The organism is Streptomyces sp. NPDC039462 (genome assembly GCF_055639375.1).
The window spans coordinates 17,780-35,646 of sequence record NZ_JBVKAO010000007.1; the positions used below are offsets into that span (position 1 = coordinate 17,780).

13 protein-coding genes are annotated in these 17,867 nt (G+C 71.9%); 7 read left to right on the forward strand and 6 right to left on the reverse strand.

The window, feature by feature from the left end; genetic code table 11:
- Nucleotide 1: 1 nt before the first annotated feature.
- The gene (locus ACZ7LU_RS31020) at nt 2-877 is read right to left on the reverse strand and encodes a LysR family transcriptional regulator (RefSeq protein ID WP_471918623.1); all 876 of its coding nucleotides are present in this window, start codon (nt 875-877) and stop codon (nt 2-4) included.
- 124 nt (nt 878-1,001) lie between these two features.
- Between ACZ7LU_RS31020 and ACZ7LU_RS31025 the strand changes: the two genes are divergently transcribed.
- A complete protein-coding gene (locus ACZ7LU_RS31025) occupies nt 1,002-2,237 on the forward strand; it encodes an MFS transporter (protein WP_471918624.1) in 1,236 nt (411 codons plus the stop codon).
- Nucleotides 2,238-2,270: 33 nt separating this feature from the next.
- On the opposite strand, the gene ACZ7LU_RS31030 is transcribed toward ACZ7LU_RS31025, so the two are convergent.
- Nucleotides 2,271-3,287, reverse strand: coding sequence for an aspartate-semialdehyde dehydrogenase (locus ACZ7LU_RS31030; RefSeq protein WP_468303403.1), 1,017 nt, complete (start codon nt 3,285-3,287; stop codon nt 2,271-2,273).
- A gap of 197 nt (nt 3,288-3,484) precedes the next feature.
- On the opposite strand from ACZ7LU_RS31030, the gene ACZ7LU_RS31035 reads away from it, so the two are divergent.
- Both ACZ7LU_RS31035 and ACZ7LU_RS31040 read left to right on the forward strand, forming a co-directional pair.
- A complete protein-coding gene (locus ACZ7LU_RS31035; RefSeq protein ID WP_468082949.1) occupies nt 3,485-4,018 on the forward strand; it encodes an RNA polymerase sigma factor in 534 nt (177 codons plus the stop codon).
- Nucleotides 4,015-4,773, forward strand: coding sequence for a hypothetical protein (locus ACZ7LU_RS31040; RefSeq protein WP_471918625.1), 759 nt, complete (start codon nt 4,015-4,017; stop codon nt 4,771-4,773). The genes ACZ7LU_RS31035 and ACZ7LU_RS31040 overlap by 4 nt, the downstream gene beginning before the upstream one ends.
- Before the next feature lie 67 nt (nt 4,774-4,840).
- Here the strand turns inward: ACZ7LU_RS31040 and ACZ7LU_RS31045 are convergent, their stop codons facing one another.
- Nucleotides 4,841-8,125 carry a S8 family serine peptidase gene (locus tag ACZ7LU_RS31045; protein ID WP_471918626.1) on the reverse strand — a complete coding sequence of 1,095 codons (3,285 nt, stop codon included), beginning with the start codon at nt 8,123-8,125 and terminating at the stop codon, nt 4,841-4,843.
- Nucleotides 8,126-8,429: 304 nt separating this feature from the next.
- Here ACZ7LU_RS31045 and ACZ7LU_RS31050 point away from each other — a divergent pair, with 304 nt between their 5' ends.
- The 3 genes from ACZ7LU_RS31050 to ACZ7LU_RS31060 all read left to right on the forward strand — a co-directional run bounded on the left by ACZ7LU_RS31050 (nt 8,430) and on the right by ACZ7LU_RS31060 (nt 12,230).
- Nucleotides 8,430-8,894: an NUDIX hydrolase gene (locus ACZ7LU_RS31050; RefSeq protein ID WP_471918627.1), complete on the forward strand. Its 465-nt coding sequence runs from the start codon at nt 8,430-8,432 to the stop codon at nt 8,892-8,894.
- 255 nt (nt 8,895-9,149) lie between these two features.
- Nucleotides 9,150-10,964, forward strand: coding sequence for a TIGR03767 family metallophosphoesterase (locus tag ACZ7LU_RS31055; protein ID WP_471918628.1), 1,815 nt, complete (start codon nt 9,150-9,152; stop codon nt 10,962-10,964).
- 108 nt (nt 10,965-11,072) lie between these two features.
- A complete protein-coding gene (locus tag ACZ7LU_RS31060; protein ID WP_468716784.1) occupies nt 11,073-12,230 on the forward strand; it encodes a serine hydrolase domain-containing protein in 1,158 nt (385 codons plus the stop codon).
- Between the two features lie 59 nt (nt 12,231-12,289).
- Here ACZ7LU_RS31060 and ACZ7LU_RS31065 read toward each other — a convergent pair whose 3' ends face one another.
- Together ACZ7LU_RS31065 and pepN are read right to left on the reverse strand one after the other, a co-directional pair.
- Entirely contained in the window at nt 12,290-13,357 is a 1,068-nt protein-coding gene (locus ACZ7LU_RS31065; protein ID WP_471918629.1) for a hypothetical protein, read from the reverse strand.
- A gap of 209 nt (nt 13,358-13,566) precedes the next feature.
- Nucleotides 13,567-16,143 carry an aminopeptidase N gene (pepN, locus tag ACZ7LU_RS31070; protein ID WP_471918630.1) on the reverse strand — a complete coding sequence of 859 codons (2,577 nt, stop codon included), beginning with the start codon at nt 16,141-16,143 and terminating at the stop codon, nt 13,567-13,569.
- A gap of 196 nt (nt 16,144-16,339) precedes the next feature.
- On the opposite strand from pepN, the gene ACZ7LU_RS31075 reads away from it, so the two are divergent.
- On the forward strand, nt 16,340-16,981 hold the full coding sequence (locus ACZ7LU_RS31075; protein ID WP_468082959.1) for a mycothiol-dependent nitroreductase Rv2466c family protein: 642 nt from the start codon (nt 16,340-16,342) through the stop codon (nt 16,979-16,981).
- Nucleotides 16,982-17,144: 163 nt separating this feature from the next.
- Here the strand turns inward: ACZ7LU_RS31075 and ACZ7LU_RS31080 are convergent, their stop codons facing one another.
- On the reverse strand, nt 17,145-17,795 hold the full coding sequence (locus ACZ7LU_RS31080) for a superoxide dismutase (protein ID WP_362339562.1): 651 nt from the start codon (nt 17,793-17,795) through the stop codon (nt 17,145-17,147).
- Between the last annotated feature and the right edge of the window lie 72 nt (nt 17,796-17,867).

Sequence of the window (17,867 nt, forward strand, 5' to 3'; positions counted from 1 at the left end):
CTCAGGCGTCGTCCGCGGCCACCGCCCGCGCGAACTCCCTCACCCGCTCCGTCTCCCCGTCCCGGTGCCACACCATCCCGAGCACCGAGTCCGGCAGCCCGTCCACCGGCACGAAGACGACGTCCTTGCGGCCGTGGTACTCCGCCGTCGGACGGCACAGCAGCATCGCCCCCCGGTCCGCCGCGACCAGCGTCAGCCCCTCCTGGAGCGTGCGGACCGCCGGGCCCGGCGCGGCGGAAGGGGCGTGTGCCTCGCGCCAGTACGCGGGCGCCGGCGCCGCCGCCGCGATCAGCGGCGTGCCCGCGAGCTCCGCCGCCGCGAGCGACTCGCGCCCCGCGAAGGCGTGCCGCACCGACACGGCGACGGTCTGCCGCTCGCTGGAGAAGACGGGGCCGAGCACCAGATCGGGCTCGGCGACCGGCAGCAGCACGATCGCCGCGTCCACGGCCTTCTGCCGTACCGCCCCGAACGGGTCGGAGAAGGGGATCTCCACGATCTCCGCGACACAGGCCGGGTGCCGCTCCTGGAAGACCGCGATGGCCCGCATCAGACGGTCGTCCGCCGTCCCCTGGAAGCCGATCCGCAGCGTGCCCTCGACGCCCCGCGCCGCCGCCCTGGCCCGCCCGACCACCGATGCCAATTCGTCGTACGACGGGCGGAGTTCGGCAAGGAAACGTTCCCCTAGTGTGGTCAGTGCGACCCGTCGGCTCGTACGCTCCAGCAGGCGCGCGCCGATCCGTCGCTCCAGGGCGGCGAGCAGTTGGCTGACGCGGCTCTGCGAGACGTACAACCGCTCGCCGGCCCGCCCGAAGTGCAGCTCTTCGGCAAGCACCAGGAAACATTCCAGTTCCCGGATCTCCAGCCCGTTCCCGCTCATGGCGCGCGGCTCCTCTTCCTTGATCGTCCCGGTCGTCGATCATCGCTGATCGATGAACCCGGCTCATACAAGGATGAGATCTTCCGCGTTGTTCCCCGGCGGGCACCCCCACAGGGTGGATGCCATGTCACAGACCACACAACTCCCCACACCGGACGTCGCGTTGCAGCGACGGCGCGGCGGTCCTGCCGTCCTCGCCGTCGCCGCCGCCACCTTCTCCGTCGTCACCACGGAGATGCTCCCCGTCGGACTCCTCACCTCGATCGGCGCCGGCCTGCACGTCTCGGACGGCACCGCGGGCCTCGCCGTCACCCTGCCCGGCCTCGTCGCGGCGCTCGCCGCCCTGCTGCTGCCCGTCGCCGTGCGCCGCGCCGACCGGCGCACGGTCCTCGCCGTCCTGATGGCGCTGCTCGCCGCCGCCAACGTGGCCTCCGCGCTCGCGCCCGCCTTCGGCGTCCTGCTCGCCGCCCGCGTCCTGGTGGGCGTCTGCATCGGCGGCGTGTGGGCCATCGCCGCCGGGCTCGGCGTGCGGCTCGTCCACGAGGAGGGCGCGGGGCGGGCCACCGCGGTCATCTTCAGCGGGATCGCGGTGGCGTCCGTGCTCGGCGTCCCCGCGGGCACGCTCCTGGGTGAACTGGCGGGCTGGCGCTGGGGGTTCGCGGCCCTCGCGGTGCTCGCCCTCGCCGTCGCGGGGCTGCTCGTCGCGGTCCTGCCCCGGCTCCCCGCGGACCGGGGCGTCAGGCTCGGCACCTTCCCCGGCCTGCTGCGCATCGGCAGGCTGCGGGCCGGGCTCCTCGCCGTCACCCTCCTGGTCACCGGCCACTTCGCCGCGTACACCTACGTCCGGCCCGTCCTGGAGCGGGTGCCCGGCATCGGCGCGGGACTGGTCAGCGGGCTGCTCCTCGCCTACGGAACAGCCGGCATCGTCGGCAACTTCGCGGGCGGTGCCGTCGCGGCCCGCGACCCGCGCAGGGCGCTGCTCGCGATCTGTGCCGCGCTCGGCGCCGTGGTGCTGCTCATGGTGCCCGCGGGCGCCTCGCTCGCCGCGTCGGTGGCGCTGCTCGTGGCCTGGGGCCTGGCCTACGGCGGGGTCTCGGTCTCCGCCCAGAACTGGGTGATGGCGGCCGCCCCGCACGCCCGCGAGGCGGCGTCGGCGCTCTTCGCCGGGATCTTCAACGTGGCGATCGCCCTCGGCGCCTTCGCGGGCGGCCGGGTCGCGGACAGCCGCGGGGCCGGTGGCGTGCTGTGGCTCGGCGGCGCGCTCGCCGGGCTCGCGCTGGTGGCGGTGGCGTGCGCAAAGGGGACGGCCACTCAGGAGAAGGGGACGGCCACGCAGGAGAAGGGGGCGGCCACCCGGTGAAGGGTGACCGCCCCCTACGGGACGTACAGGAGGTCAGCCCTTGAGCTCCGCGGCGACCAGCTCCGCGATCTGCACGGCGTTCAGCGCCGCGCCCTTGCGGAGGTTGTCGTCGGAGATGAAGAACGCCAGGCCGTTCTCGACGGTCTCGTCCTTGCGGATGCGGCCCACGAACGAGTCGTCCTTGCCCGCGGCGACCAGCGGCGTCGGCACCTCGGTGACGACGACGCCCTCCGCCTGCTCCAGGATCTCGGTGGCGCGCGCGGGGCTCAGCGGACGCGCGAAGCGGGCGTTGACCTGGAGGGAGTGGCCGGTGAAGACCGGGACGCGCACGCAGGTGCCCGACACCTTCAGCTCCGGGATCTCCAGGATCTTGCGGGACTCGTGGCGGAGCTTCTGCTCCTCGTCCGTCTCGTTCAGACCGTCGTCGACGACCGAGCCCGCCATCGGCAGGACGTTGTACGCGATCGGCGCGACGTACTTGTCCGGCTCGGGGAACTCGACCGAGGAGCCGTCGTGGGTGAGCTTCGGCGCGTCCTCGCCGACCTTCTTGATCTGCTCGAAGAGCTCGTCGACGCCGGCGAGACCGGAGCCGGACACCGCCTGGTAGGTGGCGACGACCAGCGCTTCGAGGCCCGCCTCGGCGTGCAGCGGCTTGAGGACGGGCATCGCGGCCATCGTCGTGCAGTTCGGGTTGGCGATGATGCCCTTGGGGCGGTCCTTGATCGCGTGCGGGTTCACCTCGGAGACGACGAGGGGGACCTCGGGGTGCCGGCGCCAGGCCGACGAGTTGTCGATCACGACGGCGCCCTGCGAGGCGACCTTCTCGGCGAGGGCCTTCGAGGTGGCGCCGCCCGCCGAGAACAGCACGATGTCCAGGCCCGTGAAGTCGGCCGTGGAGGCGTCCTCGACGGTCACGCCGTCGATGACCGTCCCGGCGCTGCGGGCCGAGGCGAACAGGCGCAGCTCGTCGACGGGGAACTTCCGCTCGACGAGGATCTTGCGCATGACCTTGCCGACCTGACCGGTGGCTCCGACGATTCCGACCTTCACGGGGATGTCCTCCATATGTGCGTGCGGCCTCGTGACCTCGGCCGGTCTGTGGGGGGTGGCTCCATGATGCGTCTGTCCAGGGCCGCCTTGTCCAATCCATTGTCCGAGGTGCGGGACGCCACATTCGCCGTGCGCCGCCGTGAACGTTTCGCACGCCCGGGGCGTCCTAGGGGAAACGCGGGGAGGGGAGGGGCACATTGCTGCGCAGAAAAACGCGCCGTGCGCAGACGGGGGCCGGGGGAGCGGACCCGCTGGACGCGGCCCAGGAGGACCGGGTGCGGGCCGTGCTCGCGCTCGGCGGGGTGCCGCACGCCGATCTGCCGGACGGGGTGCAGCAGGTGCGGCTGAAGCTTCTGGAGCGGGCCGCGGACGGGCGCGAGGCGCCGCGTGACGTGTCCGCGTGGGCCGCCGTCGTGGCGTCGAACCTGGCCATGGACTGGCACCGGGCCCGGCGCAGGCAGGAGCGGCTCGGCGAGCGGCTCGCCGTCCTGTGGCGGGAGGCCACCGACGAGGACGGCGCGGAGGCGCGGGCCACCTCGCTGGCCGTCGCCCAGGGCCTCGGCGAGCTGCCGGACGCCCAGCGGCAGGTCCTCGTCCTGCGTTTCTACGCCGACCTGCCGGTCCGGGCCATCGCCGACGAGCTCGGCATCCCGGAGGGCACGGTCAAGAGCAGACTGCACACGGCGGTACGGCTCCTGCGGGCGCGGCTGCACGAAGGGGAGGTGGTGTGACGGTGCGGGACGAGGACTTCGACGCGCTGATGCTCGCGATCACGGACGATCCCGTGCCCGGGGAGGCGCTGCGCGACCCCGACTTCGTGGCCGCCCACGCGGCGGCCGTCGCGGACGTCGCCCTGCTGAGGGAGCGGCTCGGGGCCGTGGGCGACGCGCTGGCGGCCGGCCCCGCCCCGCCGGAGAAGGCCGTTCCGCTCAGGCCCTCGCGCGCGGCGGCCCGGCACCGCTTCACGGTCTCCCTCGGCGCGGTCGCCGCGACGGTGGCCGCCGTCGTGGTCGGCGGGCTCGGCTGGCTGGCGGTGGACGCCGGGCAGGGGACGAGCAGTGACGCGGACGGGGCGAAGGGTGCCGCGTCCGGCCAGCAGCGGGACGGGAAGCAGGAGGGGCAGCGGGACGGGGACGCCGGGGGCTCCGCGGAGGCGGACCTCACCCCCGAGGGCTTCGTCGCGTGCTCGCGGCTCATCGTGGAGGGCACGGTCACGGCGGTCGACGCGGTGCCCGGCGCCGCGCGGGACCGGGTCACGCTCGACGTGACCCGCTATTACAAGCCGAGGACGGGGGACGGCACCGTCACCTTCCCCATGGACCACGACGTCGACCCGCGTCTGAAGGCCGGCGACCGCGTCCTGATCACCATCCCCCGGGGCGGGGCCCAGCCCGACAACTGGGCCGTGGGCAAGGACCGCGACAGCCTGCGCCGCACGGTCCTCAAGGCCCTGCCGGGTGCGGCGAAGACCCGCTGCGGGGAATGATGCGGGGAACGAAAAGAGCCGGTCGGGCTCGGCAGAGCCCGACCGGCGGTACTTCAGGCGCACACCGTTACGGCGTGACCTTCTCGACCTTCACGCTGCCGCTGCCCGCGACCGTGCCGCCCGCGTTGAGCAGGGACACCTCGCCGAACAGCTCACGGCCCGCGGCGGCCGGGGCCTTCGCCTCGACCTTGGCCTCGACCTGCGCCGAGGCGCCGTTGCCGAGCTTCACCGGCTTCGACTCGTCGACGGTCACCTGGCCGAGCGCGTCCGAGAAGAAGACGTCCCGGTAGTCGTACGCGGTCGAGCCGGACGGCACCGAGTAGCCCGTCACCTCGATCGTGTACGTACCGGCGGCCGGCTTCTTCAGGCTCACGGTCTCCTCCGAGTCGCCCTCCGCCGACGAACCGACGACCTGGCCGTCCTTCTTCACGGCGAGGTCCAGGTCGGCGGCGACGTCCGCGGGGGAGCCGATGGCGACGTCGAGACGCTCCGCGCCCGCGGGCACGACGACCTCGGTGGTCTGCGTCTCGTTCTGCTTGATGCCGGGCCGCGCCGACTTGGACGAGCCGAGCGAGCCGCCCTTCAGCTTGCCGTCGACGGCCGCGAAGTTGTTCGTGGCCTTCCAGGAGACGGGCGCGGGCGTGCCGACCTTCGCCTCCGGCAGCGTCTGCACGGCCGGGTCGAAGTCGACACCGAGCGCGGCGACGTTCAGCTTGTACGGGTTGTCGAGCAGCGGCGACGTACGGCGCGACTCGACCTCGATCTCCCAGACACCGGCCTGCGGCTCCGCGTACGAACGCAGGTCGGGGCGGCAGGTGTTGGCCGGGTTCTCGTAGTTCGGGTAGCAGACGATCGACGAGGTGGAGTCGACCGGGACGCCGTACGGGTGGATCGCTATGAAGCGGGTCTGGCTCTTGTCCTTCAGGCCGCTGAGGGAGACCTCAAGGGACTTGGCGCCCTTGGGGACCGTCACGAAGTAGGACTGAGGGGCGCTGCGCTGCACCGTGCCCTCGGCGGAGAAGGTGAACGACGGCTTGGCGAGCGGCGCCGAGACGACGACCGTCGACATGACCTGCTGGTCGATGCCCTCGGTGCGCTCGTCGTCGACGGTGAGGATCGCGCTGTGCAGGCCGGCGGACTTGGCCTTCGCCTGGACCTTGACGGTGATCGGCTTGTTCAGCGGCAGCTTGATGTCGTCGTCGCCGAGCAGACGGAAGGTCTTCTCGTGGTTGTTGACGAGGTCCAGCTCGTGGCTGATGGAGCGGACCGGGCCCGAGGTGCGGGTGATCGTGACGTCGTACGTCCGCTTCTGGCCGGCCTTCAGGCCGCCCTCGCGGTCGTAGATGCCGGTGCCGGGCTTCTTCAGCTCCTGCTCCAGGGCGGTGTCGACCGGGGCCTTCACCGTGTACGTGTGGGCCTTGGCGTCGTCCTCGATGGCCTTCCAGGCGTCGACCACGTTGATGCGGCCGGTGCCCTGGGCGTACGCCTGCTCACCGCGGATGCGGTCCGCGGTCGAGGTCAGCGCGGTGCGCAGCTTCGCCGGGGTGAGGTCGACCTTCTCGCGCTTCGCGGCGGAGAGCAGCAGCGCCGAGGCGCCCGCGGCCTGCGGGGACGCCATCGAGGTGCCCTGCAGCATCGAGTAGCCGGCCGGGAGCTTGTAGCCCGCCTCGGCGACCGGGGAGCCCGGCAGCCAGGTCTGGGTGGTGTTGATGGCCGAGCCGGGCGCCGAGATGACCGGCGCGAAGCCGCCGTCCTCACGCGGGCCGCGCGAGGAGAACGGCATCATCGCGTACGGACGCTCCACCTGGGAGCCGTAGTTGGCGGCCCAGGTCTCCTTGGAGATGGCGGCGCCGACCGAGATGACCTTGTCGGCCAGGCTGGGGTCGCCGATGGTGTTGGCGCCGGGGCCCGAGTTGCCCGCGGAGATCACCAGCTGCACGCCGTAGGTGTCGATGAGGCGCGTGTAGAGCTCGGCGCGCGCGTTGTTGCCGTCGTTGAGGGCCGGCAGGCCGCCGATCGACATGTTGACGATGTCGACGCCGCGCTTCGTCACGAGGTCGATCATGCCCTCGGTGAGCGCGACGTTGGTGCAGCCGCCGGTCCAGGTGCAGGCGCGCGAGGAGACGAGCTTGGCGCCGGGCGCGGCGCCGTTCATCTTGCCGCCGAAGAGGCCGTTGGCCGCGGTGATGCCCGCGACGTGCGTGCCGTGCTCGGACTCGATGACGCCGATGTTGACGAAGTCGGCCTTCTTGCCGACCCAGTCGCCGCCGTACGGGTCGGTCGGCACGTCCTTGCGGATCTCGACGACGAACGGGACGCGCTCGACGATGTCGGTCGCCGGGTCGTCCTTGCCGAAGTAGGCGACCTGGTGGCCGTCCTTGTACGGCTTCATCACCTCGTCGTCGGTGAAGTCCTTGTTGTTGTTCAGGTCGACGCGGACGGTGCCGGCGGCCGGGTCGTAGAGCATGCCCCAGCTGTCGGTGGTGTCGCCGTCGCGGTTGATGTCGCCCTTGGCGTCGCCGCCGGTGGTGGCCGACTCGCGGAAGCGGTTGACCTGGAAGGAGCCCGCCGGGGCCTGCCAGGTCTCGCTGTCCCAGGTGAAGGTGGGGCCGGTGACCGGGTTGGTCATGCGGCGCCAGGTGCCGTCCGCGTCCACGATCGGGTCGGTCGCGGTCACCCAGTCGGTGATCTTGCGCTCGCCGGTGGTGGTCTTCTTCAGCGCGGGGTGGCCGAGGTCGACGCCGGAGTCGAGGATGCCGATGGTGGTGCCGCGGCCGTCCGCCTTCGGGTGCTTCTTCACGAAGTCGACGGCGCCCGTCTCGGCGGCCGGGTTGTACGGGTTGTCCGCCGGGGTGTTCTTGTCCGGGCCCGGGTACGTCCCGCGGGCGGCGGTCTTCCCGCCCTCGGCGCGGTCGGCGGCCGGGGTCGGGTCGTCCAGCTCGATCTCGTGGCGCAGGTCGATGGCGTGCACCGACGACAGCTTCGCGGCCGACTTGATCGCCGCGTCGGCCTTGCCGGTCGGCACGGTCGCGCGGACGTAGCCGAGCTTGTCGTAGGTGCGGCCGACCGAGCCGCCCTTGACGGCGTCGAGCTGGTCGGCGACCTGCTCGGTGGCGCCGGGCGCGGTGGCCACCATCATCGTGACGGTCTTCTCGCCCTCCGCCTTGGCGTCGGCGAGCAGGTCGGCGTCGGCCGGACCGAGCTTGCCGCCCGCGGACTTGGGGGCGGGGACGGGGGTCTCGTCCGCCGCGAAGGCGAGGGGCACGGCCCCGGTCGCGCAGAGCGCGGCGGTGAGACCGACGGCTATCGCGAGACGGGGCGCGCGTCTGGCGCTGGAACTGGATCTGGGCATCGGCATCCCTGTGCGTGAAGGTCGGGAAGGAGGGGCGACCCGGCCCCGGGCTTCCGAAGAGTTCCGGAATGCGGGGCCGGATGACCGCTCAGCCTTACGCAAGTGACAGCTGTTTGGGGAGAGTTGTCCGAGCTGTGATCAGGGCGTGACGCAATTCCGCCATGCGCCATCGAGGACATGGGCGGCTATAGGGGGACATGGGGAGCGGTTGCGCCCCTGGAAGGGGCGCGGGGAACTGCGCGACAAGCCACGGCGAACTCGCAGATGAACGACGGGCAAAGGAAGAACCGCCTAGCGTCAACCTGTGCAGAGAGAACTCCGGGTGGCGGCCTACGCCGTATGCGTACGCGACGGGCAGGTGTTGCTGGCCCGCTGGGTGGCGGGCGACGGCAGCAAACGCTGGACGCTGCCCGGCGGCGGCATGGACCACGGGGAGGACCCCTACGACACCGTGATCCGCGAGGCCGACGAGGAGACCGGCTATGTCGTCGAGCCCGTCACGCTCCTCGGCATCGACTCGCTGCGCCGCCGCTACCCGCGCAGGCTCGGCGCCGTCGCCGACTTCCACGGACTGCGGATCGTGTACGAGGGGCGCGTCACCGGCGGCGAACTGCGCCACGAGACCGACGGGTCCACGGACCTCGCGGCCTGGCACCCCCTCGCGAGCGTGCCGGACCTCGACCGCGTCGGGCTCGTCGACATCGGTCTGGAACTGTGGCGCCGCCGCCCGGCCGACGGACACGGCCGCGCCTCGGGCCCGGCGCGCTGACCTCCCCCGGAGCCTTCCCTTCCCCGCGAGGTGAACGTGGAGTGACCGCTTCCTCTCCGGTCGGAGAGGAGTGCATGACCGCGCAGGGTGCCGGGTGATCCACGTACGGTGATCGGCGCTGCCCGTTGCCGTCTCGTTCACGCGCAGGCCATTCCGGATGCCAACGATCCAGTACGAGCGGAAGTCCGCAGGCCGCAAGTCGGGCCGGGGCGACCGCGACCACTGCCGACGCGTTCGCACTCGGGGAGACCGCGCATGCCGCGCATACGCTCTGTCGCCACCGCAACAGTCACCGCAACCGCCGGCGCGACGGCCCACGCGGCCTCCGCCGTGGCCGGCGCCGCCGCCCGACTCGACCGCCGCGCGTTCCTCGCCGCCACCGGAGCGGTCACCCTCTCCGCGGGCGTCGGCTACGCGATGGGTCCCGGCGCCGGCTCCGGGAACGCCGCACCCGCGGGCCACGCCACCGTCCCGCGCTCCCGCCCGGCGCCCGCCGCACCCCTCATGCCGTACAAGAACGGCACGACCCTGCTCACCGTCGCCGCCCCGCACGGCACCACCGGCTACCGGCGGCTCGGCGACGGGCCCGCCTGGCCGCGCGTCGTGCGCGGCGACCTCGCGGCGGCCGGGGCGGGCCGCGAGGAGCGGCGGACCCCGCTCGCCGCCTTCGTGCAATTCACCGACCTGCACCTCGTCGACGTCCAGCACCCGTTGCGGTACGAGTACTTGCGTGCGCAGACCGCGAGCGCCTGGCGGCCCCACGAGTCCCTGTCCGTGGCGGGCGCCGTCGCCCTCGTCGAACGCGTCAACGCGCTGCGCGGCGCGCCCGCCACCGGCGCGCCCCTGCACTGCGTCGTGACGACCGGTGACAACACCGACAACAACTCCAAGGCCGAGCTCGACTGGTTCCTCAAGGTGATGAACGGCGGCCGCATCACCCCCAACACGGGCGACCCGCGCCGGTACGAGGGCGTGCAGGCGAGCGGCCTCAAGCTGTACTGGCACCCGGACGACACCCTGCGCGACGCCGACAAGCGGCTCGGCTTCCCGCACCTGCACGGCTTCCTCGACGCCGCGATCCGCGAGGTCAACAGCCCCGGCCTCGGCCTGCCCTGGTACTCCACGGTCGGCAACCACGACGCGCTCCCCGGCGGCTGCTGGGCGCCCAAGAACTCGTACTTCACCGACTTCGCCGTCGGGGGAAAGAAGTTGATGTCCCTCGACGAGTCGCGCGGAGCCGCCCTCTGGAAGGCGGTCAAGAAGGGCCGTGACCCCAAGGGCGCGCAGTTCAAGGAGCTCCTGCGGAGCGAGAAGCGGCGGATGCGGTCCGTCACGCCTGACCCGTCCCGGGCGCCCTTCACCCCCGTCGAGTACCTCCAGGCGCACCTCGACCCCGCCCACACCGGCCCCCACGGCCACGGCTACACCCAGCAGAACCTCGCCGCCGCCACCCAGTACTACTCCTTCCGCGTCAGCGACGACGTGCTCGGCATCAGCCTCGACACCACCGACCCCGGCGGCCACTACGAAGGCTCCCTCGGCACCGCCCAACTCCGCTGGCTGGAACGCGAGCTCAAGGCCAACGAGCGGCGCGCCGGCGGCCCGTCGTACGTCGTCGTCTTCAGCCACCACACCAGCAGGACCATGCGCAACCTCCGCCACGACCCGGCACGCCCCGGCGAGGCCCGGCACGGCGGCGACGAGATCGTCTCGCTGCTCGGCCGGTACCGCTCCGTCCTCGCCTGGGTCAACGGCCACAGCCACAAGAACAGGATCACCCCGCACCAGACCCCGCACGGGTCCTTCTGGGAGGTGTCCACCGCCTCGCACATCGACTTCCCGCAGCTCGCCCGGGTGGTGGAGATCGCCGACAACCACGACGGCACGGTCTCCGTCTTCACCACGCTCATCGAATCCGCCGCCCCGCACCGCACGGACTTCACCGACCTCTCGCAGACCGGCCTGGCCGCGCTCTACCGCGAACTGTCCTTCAACGCGCCCGGCGCGAAGCCCGCGCTGGGCGGCGAGGCGGGCGACCGCAACACCGAACTGGTGCTGCGGAAGGGCTGAAACCCGCCCAACCCCCGGGACGCCGCTCAACCCGCCGCCACGGGCCACGGGTCCCACCGGCCAAGGGCGGCGAAGCCCTGCCGAGGCGACCGGAGGGACGGTACGGACATGGCGGTACTCAGGAGACGGCGGACCGGTGTGGCGGCGGCGCTGGCCGCGGCGGCGGTGGCGGGCGCGCTCGCGGCACCCGCGGCGGTCGCGGCCCCCGGGAGCGGGGACCGGCACCGGGAGACCCTGCGCGCGATGGAGGCGGCCCTGAGCGAGGACGTTCCCGGGGTGACGGCGCAGGCCACGGACCGGCGCGGCCCGTGGAACGCCGCCGCGGGCATCGGCGACCTGGACCGGGGCACGCCCCGCGGGGCCCATGACCACTACCGCGTCGGCAGCATCACCAAGACCTTCGTCGCCACCGTCCTCCTCCAACTGGCCGCCGAAGGACGGCTCTCCCTGGACGACACGGTCGGACGGTGGCTGCCGGGCGTGGTCGAGGGCAACGGCCACGACGGCGACCGCATCACGGTCCGCCAACTCCTCAACCACACCAGCGGCATCTTCAACGTCACGGCCGACAAAGGCTTCCGGCAGCGGGTCTTCACCGAGGAGTTCCTCGACCACCGCTACGACACCTGGACACCCCGGCAGCAGGTCGCCATCGCCATGCGCCACGAACCGGACTTCGCCCCCGGCACCGCCTGGAAGTACTCCAACACCAACTACATCCTCGCGGGCATGATCATCGAGAAGGTCACCGGCACGCCGTACGCCCGGCAGATCGAACAGCGCGTCATCGAACCGCTCGGCCTGCGCGCCACGTCGGCCCCCGCCACGAAGCCGACCCTGCCGCGGCCCAGCTCACGGGCGTACACGAAATTCTCCGACGCACCCGGCGCCCCGCACCACGACGTGACGGAACTCAACCCGTCCGTGGCGGGCGCGTCCGGCGGCATGATCTCGGACTCGGCGGACCTCAACCGCTTCTACACGGCACTGCTGCGCGGCAGGCTCCTGCCGAAGAAGCAGCTCGCCGAGATGAAGACGACCGTCCCGAAGGGCGGGGAACAGCCGGGCGGACGCTACGGACTCGGCATCGAACCCGTCACCACCTCCTGCGGCACGGTCGTCTGGGGCCACGGCGGTGACATCCACGGCTCGGAGTCCGTGGCCATGGCGACGGCGGACGGCCGCCACGCGATGGCGTTCAACTTCAACGGTCCCGGTGCGGACTTCATCCCGGTCATGGAGGCGGAATTCTGCGGACGTGACTGAGGCCCGCCGGGAGCCGCCGGGAGCCGTCGTTCACTGTCCGACGGCTCCCGTCCCACGTGTCATCGGGGCAGCACCGCGACATACGCCGCCGGCTCACGGTCCGTCGACGCCATCAACGCGGTCCGCACCACGGTGGCCTGCTGCTCCGCCGAGTCCCTGAGCTTCTTCGGGGTGATGTGGACGACGGTGATGCCGAGCCGCTCCAGGTGCTCCCGCTTGCGGACGTACTCGGACCACAGCATGTCGTCGTCCTGCCGGAGGCCCTGGCGAGGGGCCCGCGTGTCCAGCTCCACCGCCACGGCCTGGTCGGGCCAGTAGGCGTCGACACCGCCGAGCGGCGGACCGCCGGGCAGGCGCAGGTCGACGTTCCACAACGGGGCGGGCAGCCCGTAATCGTCGACCATCCGGTACAGCCGGTCCTCGGCGATGGCCCGCCCCTCGGCGAGCAGCGAGTCGACGGCGTCCACCACGTGCGGCCGGGTCAGCAGCCGGGCGAGGTTCAACTCCCGCACGACGGCGGCCGGTTCGCAGTGCCCGCCGCGCACCGCCTCGGTGAGCAGCCGGCGCACCGCACCCGCCTCGGAGAGCCGCGCCACGGCGTCGGCGATGGCCCGCGGCACGGGCGCGACCGGAACCCCCGTGACCTGCTGCGGAGTCGGCATCGCCGAGGTGCGCACGAGCCGGGCGAAGCCGACCGAACGCAGGCGCCGGGTGCGGGGCACCAGGACGTCGATGCGGTCCAGGGAGAGCAGCGGGGGAGCGGACGCGAAGCGGTGCAGGGCGAGCGCGGCGAGGCCCGTGATCATCGCGTCCGCGTACGCGGCGTGCGGCTCGCCCGCGCGGGGCTGGGCGGGCACGCCCCCGGCCTGCCTGGCCGGCGGCCGCCCCGCGTACAGCAGCGCGCCGTGCAGCCGCTCCTCGCTGGTCGGCGGCCCCGGGTGCAGCAGGCAGACGCCCGGCAGCAGCTGCTGCCAGGGGCCGCCGGGACGGCAGTGGGCCCCGGCGTCCGCCGCGGAGACGCCGTGCTCGCCGAGCTGGGCGGTGCTCATGACGCGGGGCCGGGCGTCGGCGAGGTGCCGGAGCGGCAGGGGGAGAGGGAGGGGGGAGAGCGGGGTGTTGTAGTTCATGACCCGGTCGTTCCTCGCCCGGTCACCCCGCTAACCGCTGTTACAAGCCCGTCGACAAACCCGGACAAGCTCGCCCTAAAGCACGGGCGTTCGACAGCCGATGAGTGTCCGCGCAGACCGGCCCCCCTGACCTGCGCCCGCGGGCGCCCCACCGTGCCCAGGGAGCACCGTGGAACGCCCGCACCTCCTCGGGTGACCCAGGGCGTGTCCTAGGCCGCGGCCCCCGCGTCGCACGCCTGTGCCCGCAGCGCGCGGGCCAGGTCGTCCCGCGCCTCCAGGACCAGGCGGCGCAGGGCCGGCGCGGCCCCCTCGTGGGCGGCGAGCCACTCGTCCGCCGCCGCGAGCGTCGCCGCGTCACCCTGCAGATGGGGGAAGAGGCCCTTCACCACGTCCATGCCGATCTGGATGGACCGCTCCGCCCACACCCGCTCGAGGGCGGCGAAGTACTTCGCCGCGTACGGCGCGGTGAGCTCACGCTGCGACGGCTGCGTGAATCCCGAGATGGTCGCCTCGACCAGCGCGTTGGACAGCGCGTCGGACTCGACCACCGAGGCCCAGGCCTGCGCCTTGACGGCCGCCGAGGGCCGCGCGGCCAGGCACCGCACCTGGTGCCGCTTGCCGGAAGCAGTGTCGTCCCTGGCCAGCTCGGCGGCGAGGACCTCCTCGTCGGCGGCGCCGTGCGCGGCCAGCGGGTTCAGGAACGCCCAGCGCAGCTCCTGGTCGACGTCCAGACCGTCGATCTTCGCGCTGCCCGCCAAAAGCCCCTGCAGCAGCTGCAGATCGGCGGGCGACGACGCCACCGCGGCGAAGAACCGCGCCCACGTCAGCTGGTGCTGGCTGCCCGGCGCCGCGATCCGCAGCTCCCGCAGCGCGCCCTCGGCGAGCGCGCGGCCGCCCTCCTCGCGCCACTCGGGCGCGGCGTAGTGCGTGAGGGCGGACCGCACCCACGCGTGGAGCATCTGGAGCACGCCGATGTCGCTCTCGCGCCCGGCGAAGCGGAGCACGAGCCCGATGAAGTCGCGCGCGGGCATCAGGCCGTCCCGCGTGAGGTTCCACAGCGCCGACCAGCACAGGGCGCGGGCCAGCGGGTCGGTGATGTCGCCGAGGTGGTCCCGCAGGGTGGCGAGGGAGTTCTCGTCGAAGCGGACCTTGCAGTACGTCAGGTCGTCGTCGTTGACCAGGACGAGCTCGGGCGCGGCCTCCCCGGCCAGCTCGGCCACGACGGTGCGCGGCCCGTCGACGTCGATCTCCGCGCGGGCGTACCGCTCCAGGTCGCCGTCCGGCGTCCGGTGGTAGAGGCCCACGGCGACGCGGTGCGGGCGGAGTTCGGGGTGGGACTCGGCGGCTTCCTGGAGGACGGAGAGCTCGGTGATCCGGCCCTCCGCGTTCAGGATGACCTGCGGCGTCAGGGTGTTGACGCCGGCCGTCTGGAGCCAGGACCGCGCCCAGGAAGCCATGTCGCGCCCGGACGTCTCCTCCAGGACCGAGAGGAGGTCGCCGAGGACCGTGTTGCCGTACGCGTGCCGCTTGAAGTAGCGGCGGGCGCCCTCCAGGAACGCGTCACGGCCCGCGTACGCCACGAGCTGCTTGAGCACCGAGGCGCCCTTGGCGTACGTGATCCCGTCGAAGTTGAGCTTGGCGTCCTCCAGGTCGCGGATGTCGGCCGTGACCGGGTGGGTGGAGGGCAGCTGGTCGGCGCGGTAGGCCCAGGCCTTGCGGTTGTTGGCGAAGGTGATCCAGCCGTTGGTGAAGCGGGTGGCCTCCACCATCGAGAAGGAGCCCATGAAGTCGGCGAAGGACTCCTTGAGCCACAGGTCGTCCCACCAGCGCATGGTGACGAGGTCGCCGAACCACATGTGGGCCATCTCGTGCAGGATGACGTTGGCCCGGCGCTCGTACGACGCCTGGGTCACCTTGCCGCGGAAGATGAACTCCTCGCGGAAGGTCACCAGGCCCGGGTTCTCCATGGCGCCGAGGTTGTACTCCGGCACGAACGCCTGGTCGTACTTCCCGAAGGGGTACGGGTAGTCGAAGTTGTCGTGGAAGAAGTCCAGGCCCTGCTTGGTGACCAGGAAGACGTCGTCGGCGTCGAAGTGCGGGGCGAGACCCTTGCGGCACATCGCGCCGAGCGGGATCTCCAGGCGGGTGCCGTCGTCGAGGACGCGGGTGTAGGAATCGGTGACGTAGTGATAGGGGCCCGCGACGACCGCCGTGATGTACGTCGAGATCGGCTTCGTCTCGGCGAACCGCCACACTCCGTCGGACAGTTCGCCCACGCCGTTGGACCACGCGGTCCAGCCCTCGGGGGCCTGCACCGAGAAGCGGTAGGGCGCCTTCAGGTCGGGCTGCTCGAAGTTGGCGAAGACGCGGCGGGAGTCCGCGGGCTCGTACTGCGTGTAGAGATAGACCTCGCCGTCCTCCGGGTCGACGAAGCGGTGCATGCCCTCACCGGTGCGGCTGTAGGCGCACTGGGCGTCCACCACCAGTTCGTTCTCCTCGGCGAGGTCCTCCAGGGTGATCCTGGTGCCGTCGAAGACCTCGGAGGGGTCCAGGTCCTTGCCGTTGAGCGAGAGGGCCGTGACGCTCGGCGCGATCAGGTCCGCGAAGGTCGCGGCGCCCGGCTCGGCGCTGCGGAACCGGATCGTGGTGACCGAGCGGAACGTGCGCGGCTCCTGACCGCTCTCGCCGACCGCCGACCGCAGGTCGAGGAAGACCTCGTAACCCTCGACGGAGAGCAGCGCGGCCCTCTCGCGGGCCTCGTCGCGGGACAGATTCTCACCGGGCACGGGCGGCACTCCCTTGTGACTCGCATGACTGTGATTCGCATGATCGGCACGAGTCGACTCGACTCGCATGACTCACGTGACTCGTACGAATGTCTACGATCCTCGCATGTGCCGTCTGCGGCCGACATCCGGGAATGCCCCGGTGCGCCACTGACGTTTCCCCGGCCAGATGCGAACGGATTCCCTAGGGAGAGACATGTCCGAGAACGGCAGCAAGACCCCCGTCGACTTCTGGTTCGACCCGCTGTGCCCCTGGGCGTGGATGACGTCGCGCTGGATGCTCGAGGTCGAGAAGGTCCGCGACGTGGAGGTCCGCTGGCACGTGATGAGCCTCGCCGTCCTGAACGAGGACAAGCTCGACGAGCTGCCCGAGGAGTACCGCGAGATGCTGGCCACGCAGGCGTGGGGTCCCGTCCGCGTCGTCATCGCCGCCCAGCAGAAGCACGGCGACGAGATCACCGGCAAGCTCTACACCGCGCTCGGCACCCGCTTCCACAACCGCGGCGAGGGCGCGACGCGCGAGGCCGTCGTCGGCGCCCTGGAGGACGTCGGCCTGCCCGCCGACCTCGTCGACTACATGGACTCGGACGCCTACGACACGGAGCTGCGCGCCTCCCACAAGGAGGGCATCGACAAGGTCGGCCAGGAGGTCGGCACGCCCGTCATCGCCGTCCCCGGCGCCGACGGCGGCCAGGTCGCCTTCTTCGGGCCCGTCGTCACCCCGGCCCCCAAGGGCGAGGCCGCGGCGAAGCTCTGGGATGGCACGCTGCTCGTGGCGTCGACCCCGGGCTTCTACGAGATCAAGCGGACCCGCACCCAGGGCCCGATCTTCGACTGATCCGGGGCCGCTCCGGCGGCCGGCGCGTACCGAAAGGCCCCCGTGAGTCACGTCCTCACGGGGGCCTTTCCTTCATTCACCTGCCTCGGTGAAGGTTGAGAAGACGATCACGAGGCAGGATCTTCACGGGCTGTCAGCCGGGGGAGCGGACGACAGCCCTGGCTCACGGGGCGAGCAGCAGGCTGTTGACCCGCTCCTTCGCGGCGGCGTAACGCTTCGCCACGTCCTGCCAGTTGACGACCTGCCACATGGCCTCGATGAAGTCGACCTTCTGGTTCTTGTACTGCAGGTAGAAGGCGTGCTCCCAGGCGTCGAAGACCAGGATCGGCGTCGAGCCCTGGCCGACGTTGCCCTGGTGGTCGTAGACCTGCTCGACGATGAGGCGGCCGCTGAGCGGCTCGTAGGCGAGCACGCCCCAGCCGGAGCCCTGCGTCGTCGCCGAGGCCTTGGTCAGCTGGGCCTTGAACTTGGCGAAGGAGCCGAAGGACTCGGTGATCGCGTCCGCGAGGTCGCCGACACCGTCGGCGGCCAGCGGCTCGCCGCCGCCACCGTCCTTCGGGCTGTTCATGTTGTGCCAGTAAATGCTGTGCAGGATGTGACCGGAGAGGTGGAAGGCCAGGTTCTTCTCCAGGCCGTTGATGGCGCCCCACGTCTCCTTGTCGCGAGCCTCCTCCAGCTGCTCAAGGGTGTCGTTCGCGCCCTTCACGTACGCCGCGTGGTGCTTGTCGTGGTGCAGCTCGATGATCTGCGGGTTGATGACAGGTTCGAGCGCCGCGTAGTCGTACGGAAGTTCAGGAAGCGTGTAAATGGCCATGAGTCCGAGCCCTCCGACTGCTGCTCTGCTGTGGTGCGCTGTTGTGTTGCCCAACTTATTGCAACTATCTCG

Excerpts from the sequence above, each read along its gene's own strand:
- ACZ7LU_RS31020 (WP_471918623.1), bottom strand. The coding sequence starts at position 877 with ATGAGCGGGAACGGGCTGGAGATCCGGGAACTGGAATGTTTCCTGGTG.
- ACZ7LU_RS31025 (WP_471918624.1), top strand. The coding sequence starts at position 1,002 with ATGTCACAGACCACACAACTCCCCACACCGGACGTCGCGTTGCAGCGA.
- ACZ7LU_RS31045 (WP_471918626.1), bottom strand. The coding sequence starts at position 8,125 with ATGCCCAGATCCAGTTCCAGCGCCAGACGCGCGCCCCGTCTCGCGATA.
- ACZ7LU_RS31055 (WP_471918628.1), top strand. The coding sequence starts at position 9,150 with ATGCCGCGCATACGCTCTGTCGCCACCGCAACAGTCACCGCAACCGCC.
- ACZ7LU_RS31060 (WP_468716784.1), top strand. The coding sequence starts at position 11,073 with ATGGCGGTACTCAGGAGACGGCGGACCGGTGTGGCGGCGGCGCTGGCC.
- ACZ7LU_RS31065 (WP_471918629.1), bottom strand. The coding sequence starts at position 13,357 with ATGAACTACAACACCCCGCTCTCCCCCCTCCCTCTCCCCCTGCCGCTC.
- ACZ7LU_RS31075 (WP_468082959.1), top strand. The coding sequence starts at position 16,340 with ATGTCCGAGAACGGCAGCAAGACCCCCGTCGACTTCTGGTTCGACCCG.
- ACZ7LU_RS31080 (WP_362339562.1), bottom strand. The coding sequence starts at position 17,795 with ATGGCCATTTACACGCTTCCTGAACTTCCGTACGACTACGCGGCGCTC.